Origin of the sequence: Nocardioides sp. Leaf307 (assembly GCF_001423135.1) — a bacterium.
GTDB lineage: Bacteria > Actinomycetota > Actinomycetes > Propionibacteriales > Nocardioidaceae > Nocardioides > Nocardioides kribbensis.
In genome coordinates this window covers 827,411-841,920 of sequence record NZ_LMNY01000001.1, presented here as the reverse complement: position 1 = coordinate 841,920, position 14,510 = coordinate 827,411, and the positions used below count along the sequence as shown (strand labels likewise).

Below are 14,510 nucleotides of genomic sequence, written 5' to 3'. Positions count from 1 at the left end.
GACCGCGACCCTAACGGCGCCTCACTTCATCTCGGCGCGCAGCAGGCGCAGGATGCCGAAGGTCAGCGGCACGACCAGCCAGATGATGCTCGCCGTGGCCAGCTGCGCCCACTCCTCGCCCGAGGGCCGGAAGTCGCCGGTGAAGAGCGGGGTCTGGGCGGTGTTGAGCTCGATCCAGGGCGCGAGGTCCTGGAACCAGCCGACGAAGGCGCCGATGATGCCCACGACCGTGGGGATGATGAGGGAGTAGACGAAGTAGCCGACGATCGCCGCCGGGGTGTTCATCAGCAGCATCGCCAGCGCGAAGCCGATCAGCACGCCGATGAGGTTGGCGAGCACGAAGTTCTGCACCTGGCTGTACTCCAGCGACCAGGACACCTCGAAGCCGCGCAGCGAGGCCAGCACCGCCCCGACCGCGGCGATCACGGCGGCGAGCACCAGCACGCCCAGGGAGATGATCAGGCCGGCGCTCAGCTTGGCCGCGACGATCCGGGGCCGTCGGGGCTCGAGGGTGAAGGTCACCAGGCCGGTGCGTTGGCCGAACTCACCGGTGACCAGCAGGATCGGGATGATCGGCAGGAAGAACCCCAGCGTGCCGCCCATGGCGAGCAGGAAGTCGCTGAAGTCCTGGAAGCCCTCGTCGAAGAGCAGGGCGATGACCAGCATGACCACGACGCACAGCCCGACGACGCTGAGGCTGTAGGCGCGACCGGCGCGGGTGTCGAAGCTCTTGCGCAGCTCCACCGAGACCAGGCGCCCGAAGGGCACCGCGGGGGTCTGCGAGACGTCGAGAGTGGGCAGCGGGGCGGAGGTGGCGCTCATGCCAGGTGTCCTTCCGTGGCGGGGGCGGGCGCGACGGCGTCACGCTGGGTGTCGGAGGTGAGCTGGAGGAAGAGGTCCTCCAGGCCGGCGGAGCCGGTGCGCAGGTCGGTGAGCACGACGCCGGCCTCGAGGGCGGCGCGGCCGACCTCGACGGCCTCGCACTCCGCGCGCAGGCCGTCGCCGGCGGGCGTGACCTCGACCCGGCGGGCGACGAGGGCGTCGGCCAGGGCCCGGTTGTCGAGCGAGGTGACGAGGGTGGAGGCGTGCTCGCCGGCCAGCAGGGTCTTCTTGTCGCCCTGGGCCACGATCCTGCCGCGCCCGATGAGGATCATCTCGTCGGCGATGATCTCGACCTCGTGCAGCAGGTGGCTGGAGAGCAGCACGGTGCCGCCGCGCTCGGCGTAGCCCTTGAGCAGGCCGCGCATCCAGCGGATGCCGGCGGGGTCGAGGCCGTTGGCGGGCTCGTCGAGGATCAGCACCGACGGGTCGCCGAGCAGCGCGTGGGCGATGCCGAGGCGCTGCTTCATGCCGAGGGAGTAGTTGCGCAGCCGGCGACCGGCCTCCTTCTCGTCGAGGGAGACCAGGGCGAGCATCTCGTCGACGCGCGAGGCGGGCAGGCCCATGGTGCGCGCGCCGAGGGTGAGGATCTCGCGCCCGGTGCGACCCGCGTGCTGGGCCGAGGCGTCGAGCAGCACCCCGACGTGGCGGCCGGGGTTGGGGATGTCGCGGTAGAGGTGGCCGCCGATGGTGACGCGCCCGTGGGTGGGCGGGGTGAGGCCGACCATGACCCGCATGGTGGTGGTCTTGCCCGCGCCGTTGGGCCCGAGGAAGCCGGTGACCCGGCCGGGCTGGCAGGTGAAGCTGACGTCGTCGACGGCGGTGAACGCGCCGTACGTCCTGGTGAGTCCTTCGACTGAGATCATGCGACCACCCTGCCCGCTCCCCCGCGGGCGCACACCGGACCCCGGGCTGCGGCGGGGTGACCAAAGTAGGGGGTCGGCACGACCCGGGGCGCTGCCCGGCGGGGCCGGGACGCCCTAGCCTGGGGTCGTGCAGCGACCGACCCCGGAGGACTACCAGCCGCCGTTGTCGTGGTGGCGCCACGGGTGGCGGCTGCTGCTGTGCGCGGTCATCAGCGCGGTCGTGTGGCCCCAGTTCGCCCCCGAGCAGCTCGACGTGATACCGGTGCTGTTCTGGCTCGACCTGGGCGTCGGCCTGGCGTCCTACGTCGTGGTCCTGGGGCGCCGGCGGTGGCCGGTGACGGTCGCGGTGGCGACCAACGCGATGACGCTGGTCTCCGGCGTGGCCGCCGGACCGGCCACCCTCGCCGCGGTCTCGATGGCCACCCGTCGGCGGCTGCTGCCGATCGTCGCGACCTCGCTGGTCGCCGTGGTGGCCTCGATGCTCTACACCGAGCTCGAGCCCTCGGTGGTCGACGACCCGTTCTGGATCTCGCTGACCGCCACGGTCATCGCCGTCGCGGCCAGCATGGGCTGGGGCATGTACATCGGCTCGCGCCGCGAGCTGCTGTGGACCCTGCGCCACCGCGCCGAGCGCGCCGAGGCCGAGCAGGAGCTGCGGGTGGGCCAGGCCCGCGGCCAGGAGCGCTCGCGTATCGCCCGCGAGATGCACGACGTGCTGGCCCACCGGATCTCCCAGATCTCGCTGCACGCCGGCGCCCTGACCTACCGCGACGACCTCACCGCCGCCGACATGCGCGCCAGCGCCGAGGTCATCCAGACCACGGCCCACCAGGCCCTCACCGACCTGCGGACCGTGCTGGGCGTGCTGCGCGACGACGAGGGCAACGCCCTCGACGCCCCCCAGCCCACCTACGCCGACCTGCGCGCCCTGGTGGCCGACGCCGAGGCGGCCGGCCTGCGCGTGGAGTACGCCGACGACGTGCGCGCCGCCGACGGGGCCGGCGGGGTGCCCGACGCGCTCGGCCGGGCGCTCTACCGCATCGTGCAGGAGGGCATCACCAACGCCCGCAAGCACGCCCCCGGCGCGACGCTGCTGATCAGCCTCAGCGGCTCGCCCGACGACGGGATCGCCGTGGAGCTGCGCAACCGCCTCGGCTTCGCCGCCGCGGCCGCGCCGCCCGGGGCGGGCCTGGGCCTGGTCGGGCTCTCGGAGCGGGCCGCGCTGCGCGGTGGGCGCCTGGAGCACCGCCGCGACGCCGACGCCTTCGTGCTGCGGGGGTGGCTGCCGTGGGCGGCCTGACCCGCGACGCCGCCGTGGTGCGGGTGCTGGTGGTCGACGACGACCCCCTGGTGCGCTCGGCGCTGGTGCTGATGCTGGGCGGCCAGGACGACCTCGAGGTCGTCGGCGAGGCCGTCGACGGCCGCGAGGCGCTGGCCCGCGTGGCCGACCTCTCCCCCGACGTCGTGCTCATGGACATCCGCATGCCGCGCCTCAACGGCCTCGACGCCACGCGCGCGCTGCACCGCGCCCCCCACCCGCCGCGGGTCATCGTGCTCACCACCTTCGACGCCGACGAGCACGTCGTGGGGGCGCTGGGCGCCGGCGCCGACGGCTTCCTGCTCAAGGACACCCCGCCGGCGCAGATCGTCGCCGCCGTGCGCCGCGTCGCGGCCGGCGACCCGATGCTGTCCCCGTCGGTGACCCGCACGCTCATCGACCGGCTGCGCGAGCAGGCGCCCGACGACCGGGCGGCCGCGGCCTCGCGCCGCCTCGGCGCCCTCACCGAGCGCGAGCTCGAGGTGGCGCTGTGCGTGGGCCGGGGTCACAGCAACGCCGAGATCGCGGCGGCCCTCCACCTGTCGGTGCCGACGGTCAAGGCCCACGTCTCGCGGCTCTTCGACAAGCTCGGCGCCACCAACCGGGTGCAGATCGCCATCTGCGTGCACGACGCCGGCCTGCTCTAGGACCGGCGCGGTCCCGCCTCAGATCTCGTACGTCGTGCCCGCGGCCGCCAGCTCCACGGGCCCCTCGTAGACCGCGACGGCCTCGGCGAGCATGTCGGCGGGGTCGAACCACGGCGGCACGTGGGTGAGCACGAGGCGGCGGGCGCGGCTGCGCGTGGCCACCTCGCCGCAGTCGGTGCCGGTGAGGTGCAGCGAGGCGGGGTTGTCGTCGCAGGAGCGGAAGGACGCCTCGGCCAGCAGCAGGTCGGCGTCGACGCTGATCTCGTCGAGCCCCGCGCAGGGGCCGGTGTCGCCGCTGTAGGCCAGGGTGGCGCCGGGCACGCTGACCCGCAGGCCGAAGGCCTCGACCGGGTGGTCCACCGGCACCGCGCGCACCGTGAAGGGGCCCACCTGCACGACCGGCTCCCAGGTGCGGAAGTCGAACTCCTCGTGCATGCCGGGGTCGACGGGCAGGTCGTAGGCCCGGGCCATCCGGTCGGCGGTGTCGGAGGGACCCCACACGGGGATCCGCGGCTGGGGGCCGGTGGGGTGGTACTTGCGCATCACGTAGTAGCCCGACAGGTCCAGGCAGTGGTCGGCGTGCAGGTGGCTGAGCAGCACCGCGTCGACGGCGAGCGGGTCGGCGTAGCGGTGCAGGGCCCCGAGCGCACCGCTGCCGAGGTCGAGCAGCACGCGCCAGGTGCGCGCGCCGGTGCCGTCGTCGTGCTCGGCCTCGAGCAGGTAGCAGCTGGCCGGCGAGTCGGGGCCGGGGTAGGAGCCCGAGCACCCCACGACGGTAAGCCGCATCGCGCTCACGCCAGCCCTCCGGCGAACTGGCTGGCGGCGTGCATCTCCGGGCCCAGGAAGCGCCGCCCGATCGTCTCGAACTCCGTGGGCGAGCCGGTGGTGAGGAATCGGTGGGAGGGCTCCCCGCCGGCGCGGGCCAGGCCGGTGCGCAGCAGCATCTTGTAGACGTCCTTGCCGCACTCCTCGGCGCTGCTGACGAGGGTGACCTGGTCGCCCATGACGTAGGAGATGACGCCGGTGAGCAGGGGGTAGTGGGTGCAGCCGAGGATGAGGGTGTCGACGCCGGCGGAGGTGAGCGGGTCGAGGTACTCGTGGGCCACCGCCAGCAGCTCCTCGCCCCCGGTGACCCCGGCCTCGACGAAGTCGACGAAGCGCGGGCAGGCCCGGGTGGTGAGCTCGACGTGGGGCGCGGCGGCGAAGGCGTCGTCGTAGGCCTGGGACTCCGCGGTCGCGCGGGTGCAGATCACCCCGATGCGGCCGGTGCGGCTGGCGGCGACGGCGCGGCGGGTGGCGGGCAGGATGACCTCGACCACCGGCACGTCGTAGCGCTCGCGCGCGTCGCGCAGCATCGCGGCGCTGGCGGAGTTGCAGGCGATGACGAGCGCCTTGACGCCCTGGGCCACGAGGTGGTCGAGGCACTCCAGGGCGTACTCGCGCACCTCGCCGATGGGCTTGGGGCCGTAGGGCTGGCGTGCGGTGTCGCCGACGTAGAGCACCGACTCGTGGGGCAGCTGGTCGATGACCGAGCGGGCTACGGTCAGCCCGCCGAACCCGGAGTCGAAGATCCCGACGGGGGCGTCCGGGTCGGGGGCGAGGGGCGGCACGTCGTGAAGGTTATGTCCTGCGCGCACGCATCGCACGACCCGGCTCGCCCTAGGCCCAGAGCTGGCCCTCGAGCTTGTCCTCGGCCTCGTCGATCGTGCCCTCGTAGGCGCCGGTGGAGAGGTACTTCCAGCCGCCGTCGCAGACGATGAAGGCGATGTCGGCGCTCTCGCCGGCCTTGACCGCCTTGGCGGCCTGACCCAGCGCGGCGTGGAGGATCGCGCCGGTGGAGATGCCGGCGAAGATGCCCTCGAGCTCGAGCAGCTCGCGCACCCGGCGCACGGCGTCGCGCGGGCCCACCGAGAAGCGGGAGTCGATGAGGTCGGCGTCGTAGAGCTCGGGCACGAAGCCCTCGTCGAGGTTGCGCAGGCCGTAGACCAGCTCGCCGTAGCGGGGCTCCGCGGCGACGATGCGCACGTCGGGCTTGGCGCGGCGGAAGAAGCGGCTCGTGCCCATGAGCGTGCCGGTGGTGCCCAGCCCGGCCACGAAGTGGGTGATCGAGGGCAGGTCGGCCAGCAGCTCGGGGCCGGTGCCCTCCTCGTGGGCGAGGGCGTTGGCGGCGTTGCCGTACTGGTAGAGCATCACCCAGTCGGGGTGCTCCTCGGCGACGCGCTTGGCCACCCGCACGGCCTCGTTGGAGCCGCCGGCGGCCGGGGAGGAGATGATCTCCGCGCCCCACATGCGCAGCAGCTGGCGGCGCTCCTCGGAGGTGTTCTCCGGCATCACGCACACGATGCGGTAGCCCTTGAGCTTGGCCGCCATGGCCAACGAGATGCCGGTGTTGCCCGAGGTCGGCTCGAGGATGGTGCAGCCGGGGCGCAGCGTGCCGTCCTTCTCCGCCTCCTCGATCATCTTCAGCGCCGGGCGGTCCTTGACCGAGCCGGTGGGGTTGCGGTCCTCGAGCTTGGCCCACAGCCGGACGTCGGCGCTCGGCGAGAGCCGCGGCAGCCCGACCAGCGGGGTGCCGCCGACGGAGGCGAGCAGGTTGTCGTAGCGCATGGTGGCTCCAGGCCCGCGGCGGCTACCGCAGGAAGGTCTCGGGGTCGAAGGCGTCCAGGTCGATGATGCGGACCCGGGGCAGGGGGACGTTGAAGGCGGCCACGTCGTCCTCGAGGTCGTAGAGCTCGACGTCGAGGGCGCTGAGGTGGGTGGAGGTGTACTCCCGCAGCGCCATGAGCCCGACGCGGCGGTGGCCGGTGAGCAGCCGCTGGACGTGGGGCGCGAAGTCGCTGTCGTGGCTGACCAGCATCACGTCGGCGTCGCGCGAGAGCAGCGCGTCCAGCGTGCGCTGGATGCCGATGTCGACGACCTTCTCGTCGGCGCGGCCGGCCAGCGGCACCGGGCGGTAGTCGAGGGCCAGCAGGGCCTGCACGAAGCTGGCCGGCAGGTGGCCGTTGCTGGCGTTGAGGAAGAACAGGCCGGTGACCGGCTGGCCCCACTGCTCCTCGGCGAAGGCGGTCACGCGCTCCCAGCGCGGCCGCTCCTCGGGCGTGGGCCGACGCCCCAGCAGGGAGTTGCCGAGCGTGGCGTCGATGTTCTCGCCGTCGACGAGGACGTAGGTGCGACGCTCGGTCATCGGCTCCACGCTCCGCGCGTCAGCCGCCGGCGACGGCCGGCAGCACGACGACCTGGTCGCCGTCGCTGAGGGGCGCCTCGAGGCCGCCGATGAAGCGGACGTCCTCGTCGTTGATGTAGACGTTGACGAAGCGGCGCAGGTCGCCGTCGTCGATGAGGCGGTCCTTGATGCCGGGGTGGTGGGCCTCGAGGTCGTCGATCAGCGCGGTCAGGCTGGCTCCCTCACCGTGGACGGCCTTCTCGCCGCCGGTGTAGGTGCGCAGGATGGTCGGGATGCGGACCTCGATGGCCATGGGTGGTGACTCCTCGGTGGTGGGGTGCGGTGCAGCGGGTCGGGCTAGGTGGTGCGGGGCAGGGCGTCGACGACCGCGACCTCTTCCTCGGTCACCTCGCCGTCGACGATCCTGTAGGACCTGAACTCCACGGGACCGTCGTTATTCCCGTCGTCGGTGAAGCAGTCCCGGGTGCTGACCAGCACGTAGTGGGCGTTCGGCTCGCTGGCCAGGCCCACGTCGGTGCGGCTGGGGTAGGCCTCGGTGGCGGTGTGGGAGTGGTAGACGACCACCGGCTCCTCGTCGCGCGCGTCCATCTCCTTGTAGAGCTGGAAGAGGTCGGTGGAGTCGAACTCGTAGAACGTCGGGCTCCCCGCGGCGTTGACCATCTCGACCAGCCGCTCGGGGCGGTCGCTGCCCTCGGGGCCGGCGACGACGCCGCAGGCCTCGTCGGGGTGGTCGCGCTTGGCGTGGGCCACGATGGCGTCGTAGGTCGCCCGGTCGATGGTCAGCACGCGCCCAGCCTAGGGCCCCGGGTCAGGGCCCGGCCTCCAGGCCCAGCACCTCGTACGCCGGGGCACCGTCGACGGTGCCGGTCACCAGCACCAGCCCGTCGGCCAGGACCCGGTCGAGGCGGCCCGGCACCTGCTCGCCGGCGATGCGTCCGGCCCGGTCGAGCAGCCAGACGCCGTCGGCGCCCTGCACGGCCACGTGGCCGCGGGTGGTGCCCAGCACCCGCGGCGAGGCGTCGGTCAGCACCGTCGCGGGCAGGGGCGCGGTCACCGGCCGGTCCTCGCCGGAGGCCAGCGTGGCCAGCTCGACCGCCCCGCTCTCGTGGTCGGCCTCCACCCAGGCCAGCAGCGCGTCGCCGCCGACCCCGGAGCCCGCGGCGACGCCGGTCTGGAGCTGCTCCACGCGCTCGGTCGCGGCGTCGACGAGCACGGCGCCGGCCTGGCCGGGCACGGTGAGGGCGTAGACGTCGTCGGTGCCGCCGGCGAAGTAGCCCGGCTGCGGGGAGCGCCAGGTCTCCTCCCCCGTCGCGTCGTCGAGCAGCACGACCGTCTGGGCGCCGGACGCGGTCGAGGGCACCGAGGCCACGACCACGCCGCCGGTGGCCGCGGCGCCGGCCACGCCGTCGACCCGCCAGCGCACCTCGCCGGTGCTCAGGTCGAGGCCGAGGGTGCTCACGTCGTCGGGGCGGCCGGTCGGGTCGTCGACGCGCCCGGGCGGCGCCACCCGCACCACGACGACGTCCGACCCGACGCCGGCGGTGCGCGCCGCCAGCCCGGTCGGCGGCGACCAGCGCCACCGGTAGGACCCGTCGCCCTGCGACAGCGCCACGAGACCGCGTCGGCGCCCCTCGGCGTACGGCACGATCACGGGGAGGCCGGCGTCGCGGCCGAGGCGGGCGTCGGAGAGGTCGAGGTCGAGGGTGACGCGGCCGGCCCCGTCGCCCACCACCAGCGGCTGCGCGCCGGTGCGCTCCCAGCGGGTCTCCCCGGTGGCTCGGTCCACGACCTGCAGCGCGGGGCCCGACCCGTCGGCGGCGTCGCCGCGCACCAGGATCGAGCGCTCCCCCACCCCGGCCGGCACGGCCGCCCCCAGGCTGGAGTCGAGGGTGGTCCACTGCGGCTCGCCGACGACCACGGTGGGCGCGGCGACGGCCTCGGCGACGGCGGGCGACGTGGGCTGCGCGGTCGACGCGACCTCCTCGCCCCCGGAGCACCCGGTGGCCAGCACGGCCAGCACGGCCAGCACGACCAGCCCGGCGGCGACGCCCGACCCGGGCCGCGTGCGGGACCTCACCGTCGGGTCACCGCGACAGCGCCCCGACGAGGGTCTCCTGCAGGTAGCCGACCCAGTCGTAGATGTCGTGGGCCTGCGAGCGCGGGTCGTCGTCGGGCAGCGAGGCCCAGTAGTCCTCGTCGTCGTCCTCGATCCCCAGCCGGGTGGCCAGGGCCAGGCGCAGGTCGGTGAAGGAGCGCATCCAGGTCTCGGCGGTCGGCTCGTCGAGCTCGACGTCGATCATCAGGCCGTCCTCGCTGAGCTCGGGCGGCAGCCCGGCCTCCTCGAGACCGTCGATGATCGCGACCGCGGCGGCCGCCTTGCCGTCGCGCAGGCCGCCCTCGGTGAACCGGCGGAACTCCGCGGCCGCCTCGGGGTCCTCGCGGTAGGCGGTGGGGAAGAGCCGCGCCAGCACCGGGTCCTCGGGCTCGGTCTCCGGGCCGGAGAAGTCCATCATCGCCTCGAAGGGGTCCTGGTCCTCGCGGGGCACCGCGGCCTCGTTGCGCAGCAGCTCCACGAGCTGGGAGGCCAGGGAGCGCAGCAGGTCGGCCTCGAAGCCGGTGAAGGTGGCGATGACGCGGCGGCTGCGGCGGTGGCGGGCGAAGCCGCTCATTCCTGCTTCTCCATCGTGGCCCACAGGCCGTACTCGTGCATGGCCTGCACGTCGCGCTCCATCTCCTCGCGGCTGCCCGAGGAGACCGCCGACTTGCCGTCCTCGTGCACCTCCATCATCAGCTTCTCGGCCTTCTTCCTCGAGTAGCCGAAGTGCTTCTGGAACACGTAGGAGACGTAGGACATGAGGTTGACCGGGTCGTTCCACACGATCGTCACCCACGGGGTCGCGGGGAGGACCATCTCGTCGGGGGTGAGGGTCGGCTCGACCTCGACAGGGCTGGGCGCGGACACGTCTCCATGCTCGCACACGCCTACGCTGGCCCCCGTGACCCGCTCCTCGACGGCGCTGATGACCGACCACTACGAGCTGACCATGCTCCAGGCGGCCCTCGCCTCGGGCACGGCGCACCGGCGGGCGGTCTTCGAGCTCTTCCCACGACGCCTCCCCGAGGGCCGGCGCTACGGCGTCGTCGCCGGCGTCGGGCGGGCCCTCGACGCGCTCGAGGACTTCCGCTTCGACGACGACGTGCTGGGCGCCCTCGACGGCGTCGTCGACGAGCCGACGCGGGCCTGGCTGGCCGGCTACCGCTTCACCGGCGACGCCTGGGGCTACCCCGAGGGCGAGGTCTACCTCCCCCACTCCCCCCTGATGGTGGTGGAGGCCTCCTTCGCCGAGGCGGTGCTGCTCGAGACGCTGCTGCTGTCGATCTACAACCACGACTCCGCGATCGCCTCCGCCGCCTCGCGGATGACGCTGGCCGCCCGGGGCCGGCCCTGCATCGAGATGGGCTCGCGCCGCACCCACGAGGAGGCAGCGGTCGCCGCGGCCCGAGCCGCCCACGTCGCCGGCTTCGCCGCCACCTCCAACCTCGCCGCCCGCCAGCGCTACGGCGTGCCCTCCACCGGCACCAGCGCCCACAGCTTCACGCTGCTGCACGACTCCGAGCGCGACGCCTTCCGCGCCCAGGTCGACTCCCTCGGCGTCGGCACCACCCTGCTCGTCGACACCTACGACGTGGCCGAGGCCGTGCGCCTCGGGGTCGAGGTCGCCGGCCCGGGGCTCGGCGCGGTGCGCCTCGACTCCGGCGACCTGGGCGTGCTGGCCCACCGGGTGCGCGCGCAGCTCGACGACCTCGGCGCCCACGACACCCGCATCGTGGTGACCTCCGACCTCGACGAGTACGCCATCGCCTCGCTGGCCTCCGCCCCCGTCGACGGCTACGGCGTCGGCACGCAGCTGGTCACCGGCAGCGGTCACCCCACCTGCGGCTTCGTCTACAAGCTGGTGGCGCGCGAGGGCGCGTCGGGCGAGCTGGAGCCGGTGGCCAAGCGCTCCCCCGACAAGGCCTCGATGGGCGGTCGCAAGTGGGCGCTGCGTCGTCGTACGCCGGGCGGCGTGGCCGAGGCCGAGATCGTCGGCATCGGCGCGCCGCCCATCGACGACGGCGACGACCGCGCGCTGCTCGTGCCGCTGGTGCGCGACGGCGAGGTGGTGGGCCGCGAGCCGCTCGAGGCCGCCCGCCAGCGGCACGAGCGCTCGCGGGCCGAGCTGCCGGAGGCCGCGCAGTCGATGACCCGCGGCGAGGCCGTGATCCCGACCCTGGTCCAGGACACCGCCGCCAGCGCCTAGGCTCGCACCATGACGCGTGCACTGATCGTCGTCGACGTCCAGAACGACTTCTGCGAGGGCGGCTCGCTGGCCGTGGCCGGCGGCGCGCGGGTCGCGGCCGACGTGACCGCGCTGCTGCGCGGCGACCACGGCTACGACCACGTCGTGGCCACGCAGGACCACCACGTCGACCCCGGCGCCCACTGGTCCAGCGACCCCGACTACGTCGACTCCTGGCCGGTGCACTGCGAGGTCGGCACGGCCGGTGTCGAGCTCCACCCCGACCTCGACCCGGCCCCGCTCGAGGAGCTCTTCCGCAAGGGCGAGCACGTCGCGGCCTACTCCGGCTTCGAGGGCCGCTCCGCGACCGGCACCTCGCTGGCCGACTGGCTGCGCGAGCGCGGGGTGGACCGCGTCGACCTGTGCGGGATCGCCACCGACCACTGCGTGCGCGCCACCGCCCTCGACGCGGTGGCCGAGGGCTTCGCCACCCGCGTGCTCACCGACCTGGTCGTCGGGGTCGCCCCCGCCACCACCGAGGCCGCGCTCGCGGCCCTGCGCGAGGCCGGTGTCGAGGTTGCCTGACCAGACCTCCGAGCAGGACCTGCTCGTCGACCTCGCCGACGGGGTGCTGCGGCTGACCATGAACCGGCCCCGCGTCTACAACGCCCTCTCCCCCGCCCTGGTCGAGGCGCTCACCGCCGAGATCGAGGGGGCCACGGCCCGCGACGACGTGCGCGTCGTGGTCGTCACGGGCGCGGGGGCGGCGTTCTCCACCGGCGCCGAGCTCGCCGGCGAGGACCCGATCGCGGGCTTCGACATCACCTCCATGGATCGCGCCAACCGTCTCGTGCGCGCCGTCGTCGGCCTCGACAAGCCGGTGCTCGCCGCGGTCAACGGCGTGGCCGCCGGCGTCGGCTGCTCCCTCGCCCTGGCCGCCGACCTGGTCGTCGCCTCCTCGCAGGCCTCCTTCCTGCTGGCCTTCGCCCGCATCGGCTTCATGCCCGACGGCGGCACCTCGGCCTCCGTCGCCGCCTCCGTCGGACGGGCCCGGGCCATGCGGATGGCCCTGCTCGCCGACCCCCTCAGCGCCCAGGAGGCCTCCGACGCCGGGCTGGTCAGCCACCTCGCCCCGGCCGAGGAGTTCCCCGCTCTCGTCGACGCCCTCGCCGCACGACTGGCCGCCGGCCCGCCGCTGGCGATGGCCGCGACCAAGAAGGCGGTCAACGCCGCCACCCTCACCGAGCTCGACGCCGCCCTCGAGCGCGAGCGCCTGGGCCAGTCGACCCTGATGCGCACCGCCGACGCCGCCGAGGGCATGCGCGCCTTCACCGAGAAGCGTCGCCCCGCCTTCCGCGGCGAGTGACGCGGGAGGCGGGGCGCGCGAGCTGCGGGGTGGCCCGGCTCAGTCGGTGATGGTCACCGGCTGGTCGCCGGAGACCAGGCGCCAGTCGACGGAGGCGAAGAGGGCGGGGTCGATCGTCTCGTTGGCGATCACCCAGTCGATGAGCAGCTGGCGGATCTCCTGCTGGCCGTTGACGACGACGGGCGCGGTGGAGACGGCGGGGAAGCCGCCGCCCCCGGACTGGCGGTAGTTGTTGACCGCGAGCACGAACTCCTGGGCGTCGGCGACGGGGACCCCGCCGTGGGCGAGGTCGCGGATGCGCGAGCCCGGCGCCGCGGCGACGTCGATGTCGTAGGTCAGCGGCTGGTCGAGGCCGAACACGGAGTCGACGTTGTAGTCGGGGGTGCCGCCCGGCGCCGTCGCGGTGACGGCGTTGGTCAGCTCGGCGATGCTCGCGGTGGTGTCGCCGGGGGTCAGCTGCTTGAAGTAGCGGGCGGAGAACTCGAGGTACTCGCGCAGCTGGGCCCCGGTGATCCGCACCCCGAGCAGCGTGTTGTCGAAGACGTAGAGCCCGGCGACGTCGCGCACGGTGATCTCGCCGGCCGGGAAGACCGCCGAGCGGCTGAAGGGCGCGGCGATCGAGAGCACCGGCAGCGCCGCGTCGGCGCCGGTGAGCCCCCGCTTGACCGCGTCGGCCTGGACGTACTGGACGAAGTCGATGATCGGCACGTCCTCGACGACGCCGCGCGCCGCGGGCAGCCGCTCCACCGAGGTGCCGATGACGGAGTTGACGTAGTCGCGCACGGTCTGGTGGGCCTCGGCCACGGCCGCCACGACCTCCTCGTCGGCGTCGACGGTGTTGGAGTTCAGTGTCTGCGACCGGGCCCCGAGCAGCTTCCACCGCTTGGCGCGACCGTCGCGGTCGCGCACCAGCCGCAGCTCGAGGTCCATCACCGCGACCCGCATGCCCCAGTAGAGCGGCTCGCACAGCAGCACCTGCTGGCCGGTGCGCTCGTTCTCGACGTAGCGCTGGGCGATCTCCTTGTGGGCGTGGCCGACGAGGATCGCGTCGATGCCGGGCACCTGCTGGGCCAGCAGCGAGGAGGCGTTCTCCGGGTAGGGCAGCGCGTCGCCGTAGGAGGAGGACGTGTCGGCGCCGGAGTGGGCCGAGACGATCACGACGTCGCAGCCCTTGCGCCGCATCTCGGGCACGAACTTCCTGGCCTGCTCGACCAGGCCGGGGAACTCCATGCGCCCCTCCACGTTGGCCTTGTCCCAGATCGCGACGCCGGGGTTGGTGAGGCCGAGGATGCCGACGCGGAGGCGGCGACCGGTGCCGGTGGCGACGGTCTTGATGACGTAGGGCGCGAAGACCGGGCGCTGGGTGGCCGGGTCGACGACGTTGGCCCCCAGCAGCGGGAAGTCGAGCTGGCTCTCGAAGGTGCGCAGCGTGTCGATGCCGTAGTTGAACTCGTGGTTGCCCAGGGCGGCGGCGTCGTAGCCGACGAGGTTCATCGCCGCGGCCATCGGGTGGACCACGTCGCTCGAGATCTTCTCGATGCGCGCGAAGTAGTAGGCCAGCGGCGTGCCCTGCAGGGTGTCGCCGGCGTCGAGGGTGAGCACGGGACCCTGGCCGCGCCGCTTCTCGCGCACCGCCTCGATGAGGGTGCGGGCCTTGGCCAGCCCGATGTCGTCGCCCGCGGCGTTGGTGAACTCCGCGTCCTTGAAGTAGTCCCAGTTGAGGACGTTGCCGTGCAGGTCGGTCGTGCCGAGCACGGTGAGACGGACGTGGTCGTCGCCGCGCGGCTTGGCGGCGAGGCCGGGGGCGGCATCGGCCGGGGTGGCGACGTAGCCGGCGGCGGCGAGGGCGGCGGCACCGGTCAGGACGGTGCGGCGCGAGGCGGGCAGGGCGTGCGACATCGAGGGGGTCCTCCCGAGACGTGGGCGCGCGGCGGGATGACCGCGCGGGACGGTTCTACCCGAGCGCACCG

Annotated in this window: 17 protein-coding genes; 5 read left to right on the top strand and 12 right to left on the bottom strand. The window is 73.9% G+C overall.

All coding sequences use genetic code 11. From position 1 onward, the window contains the following. Positions 1-21: 21 nt before the first annotated feature. Both ASF50_RS03940 and ASF50_RS03935 read right to left on the bottom strand, forming a co-directional pair. Entirely contained in the window at positions 22-822 is an 801-nt protein-coding gene (locus ASF50_RS03940) for an ABC transporter permease (RefSeq protein WP_056903556.1), read from the bottom strand. Beyond that, entirely contained in the window at positions 819-1,745 is a 927-nt protein-coding gene (locus tag ASF50_RS03935; RefSeq protein WP_056863666.1) for an ABC transporter ATP-binding protein, read from the bottom strand. The genes ASF50_RS03940 and ASF50_RS03935 overlap by 4 nt, the downstream gene beginning before the upstream one ends. A 127-nt stretch (positions 1,746-1,872) precedes the next feature. On the opposite strand from ASF50_RS03935, the gene ASF50_RS03930 reads away from it, so the two are divergent. Beyond that, positions 1,873-3,045, top strand: a complete 1,173-nt coding sequence (locus ASF50_RS03930; protein ID WP_056903555.1) for a sensor histidine kinase — start codon at positions 1,873-1,875, stop codon at positions 3,043-3,045. After that, positions 3,033-3,710 (top strand): response regulator, encoded by a 678-nt coding sequence (locus tag ASF50_RS03925; protein ID WP_056903554.1) that lies wholly within the window; start codon positions 3,033-3,035, stop codon positions 3,708-3,710. Before ASF50_RS03930 ends, ASF50_RS03925 begins: the two co-directional genes overlap by 13 nt. An 18-nt stretch (positions 3,711-3,728) precedes the next feature. Here ASF50_RS03925 and ASF50_RS03920 read toward each other — a convergent pair whose 3' ends face one another. The 9 genes from ASF50_RS03920 to clpS are packed head-to-tail and all read right to left on the bottom strand — an operon-like array spanning position 3,729 to position 9,856. Beyond that, complete coding sequence (locus ASF50_RS03920; RefSeq protein ID WP_056864536.1) at positions 3,729-4,496, bottom strand: MBL fold metallo-hydrolase; 768 nt, start codon at positions 4,494-4,496, stop codon at positions 3,729-3,731. A gap of 5 nt (positions 4,497-4,501) precedes the next feature. Continuing rightward, positions 4,502-5,320 carry a glutamate racemase gene (murI, locus tag ASF50_RS03915; protein ID WP_156697833.1) on the bottom strand — a complete coding sequence of 273 codons (819 nt, stop codon included), beginning with the start codon at positions 5,318-5,320 and terminating at the stop codon, positions 4,502-4,504. Positions 5,321-5,369: 49 nt separating this feature from the next. Then, positions 5,370-6,317 carry a PLP-dependent cysteine synthase family protein gene (locus ASF50_RS03910; RefSeq protein ID WP_056863662.1) on the bottom strand — a complete coding sequence of 316 codons (948 nt, stop codon included), beginning with the start codon at positions 6,315-6,317 and terminating at the stop codon, positions 5,370-5,372. Between the two features lie 22 nt (positions 6,318-6,339). Next, complete coding sequence (locus ASF50_RS03905) at positions 6,340-6,894, bottom strand: NYN domain-containing protein (protein ID WP_056863661.1); 555 nt, start codon at positions 6,892-6,894, stop codon at positions 6,340-6,342. Positions 6,895-6,913: 19 nt separating this feature from the next. Next, entirely contained in the window at positions 6,914-7,186 is a 273-nt protein-coding gene (locus ASF50_RS03900; protein ID WP_056863660.1) for a MoaD/ThiS family protein, read from the bottom strand. A gap of 44 nt (positions 7,187-7,230) precedes the next feature. After that, positions 7,231-7,680, bottom strand: a complete 450-nt coding sequence (locus tag ASF50_RS03895) for a Mov34/MPN/PAD-1 family protein (RefSeq protein WP_056903553.1) — start codon at positions 7,678-7,680, stop codon at positions 7,231-7,233. 22 nt (positions 7,681-7,702) lie between these two features. After that, positions 7,703-8,971: a hypothetical protein gene (locus tag ASF50_RS03890; protein WP_056903552.1), complete on the bottom strand. Its 1,269-nt coding sequence runs from the start codon at positions 8,969-8,971 to the stop codon at positions 7,703-7,705. Between the two features lie 7 nt (positions 8,972-8,978). Continuing rightward, entirely contained in the window at positions 8,979-9,563 is a 585-nt protein-coding gene (locus ASF50_RS03885; RefSeq protein ID WP_056863657.1) for a DUF2017 domain-containing protein, read from the bottom strand. Then, positions 9,560-9,856, bottom strand: coding sequence for an ATP-dependent Clp protease adapter ClpS (gene clpS, locus ASF50_RS03880; RefSeq protein WP_082502739.1), 297 nt, complete (start codon positions 9,854-9,856; stop codon positions 9,560-9,562). The genes ASF50_RS03885 and clpS overlap by 4 nt, the downstream gene beginning before the upstream one ends. A 34-nt stretch (positions 9,857-9,890) precedes the next feature. Between clpS and ASF50_RS03875 the strand changes: the two genes are divergently transcribed. From ASF50_RS03875 to ASF50_RS03865, 3 genes are read left to right on the top strand one after another with little or no spacing between them, the layout of a single operon-like run. Next, positions 9,891-11,195 (top strand): nicotinate phosphoribosyltransferase, encoded by a 1,305-nt coding sequence (locus ASF50_RS03875; protein ID WP_268778346.1) that lies wholly within the window; start codon positions 9,891-9,893, stop codon positions 11,193-11,195. 9 nt (positions 11,196-11,204) lie between these two features. After that, entirely contained in the window at positions 11,205-11,759 is a 555-nt protein-coding gene (locus ASF50_RS03870; protein ID WP_056903551.1) for an isochorismatase family protein, read from the top strand. After that, positions 11,752-12,540 (top strand): enoyl-CoA hydratase-related protein, encoded by a 789-nt coding sequence (locus tag ASF50_RS03865; protein WP_235557544.1) that lies wholly within the window; start codon positions 11,752-11,754, stop codon positions 12,538-12,540. The genes ASF50_RS03870 and ASF50_RS03865 overlap by 8 nt, the downstream gene beginning before the upstream one ends. Positions 12,541-12,579: 39 nt before the next feature. Here the strand turns inward: ASF50_RS03865 and ASF50_RS03860 are convergent, their stop codons facing one another. After that, positions 12,580-14,439, bottom strand: coding sequence for a bifunctional metallophosphatase/5'-nucleotidase (locus ASF50_RS03860; RefSeq protein WP_056903549.1), 1,860 nt, complete (start codon positions 14,437-14,439; stop codon positions 12,580-12,582). Positions 14,440-14,510: the final 71 nt, after the last annotated feature.

Excerpts from the sequence above, each read along its gene's own strand:
- ASF50_RS03870 (WP_056903551.1), top strand. The coding sequence starts at position 11,205 with ATGACGCGTGCACTGATCGTCGTCGACGTCCAGAACGACTTCTGCGAG.
- ASF50_RS03905 (WP_056863661.1), bottom strand. The coding sequence starts at position 6,894 with ATGACCGAGCGTCGCACCTACGTCCTCGTCGACGGCGAGAACATCGAC.
- ASF50_RS03940 (WP_056903556.1), bottom strand. The coding sequence starts at position 822 with ATGAGCGCCACCTCCGCCCCGCTGCCCACTCTCGACGTCTCGCAGACC.
- ASF50_RS03935 (WP_056863666.1), bottom strand. The coding sequence starts at position 1,745 with ATGATCTCAGTCGAAGGACTCACCAGGACGTACGGCGCGTTCACCGCC.
- ASF50_RS03885 (WP_056863657.1), bottom strand. The coding sequence starts at position 9,563 with ATGAGCGGCTTCGCCCGCCACCGCCGCAGCCGCCGCGTCATCGCCACC.
- ASF50_RS03920 (WP_056864536.1), bottom strand. The coding sequence starts at position 4,496 with ATGCGGCTTACCGTCGTGGGGTGCTCGGGCTCCTACCCCGGCCCCGAC.
- ASF50_RS03860 (WP_056903549.1), bottom strand. The coding sequence starts at position 14,439 with ATGTCGCACGCCCTGCCCGCCTCGCGCCGCACCGTCCTGACCGGTGCC.
- ASF50_RS03900 (WP_056863660.1), bottom strand. The coding sequence starts at position 7,186 with ATGGCCATCGAGGTCCGCATCCCGACCATCCTGCGCACCTACACCGGC.
- ASF50_RS03910 (WP_056863662.1), bottom strand. The coding sequence starts at position 6,317 with ATGCGCTACGACAACCTGCTCGCCTCCGTCGGCGGCACCCCGCTGGTC.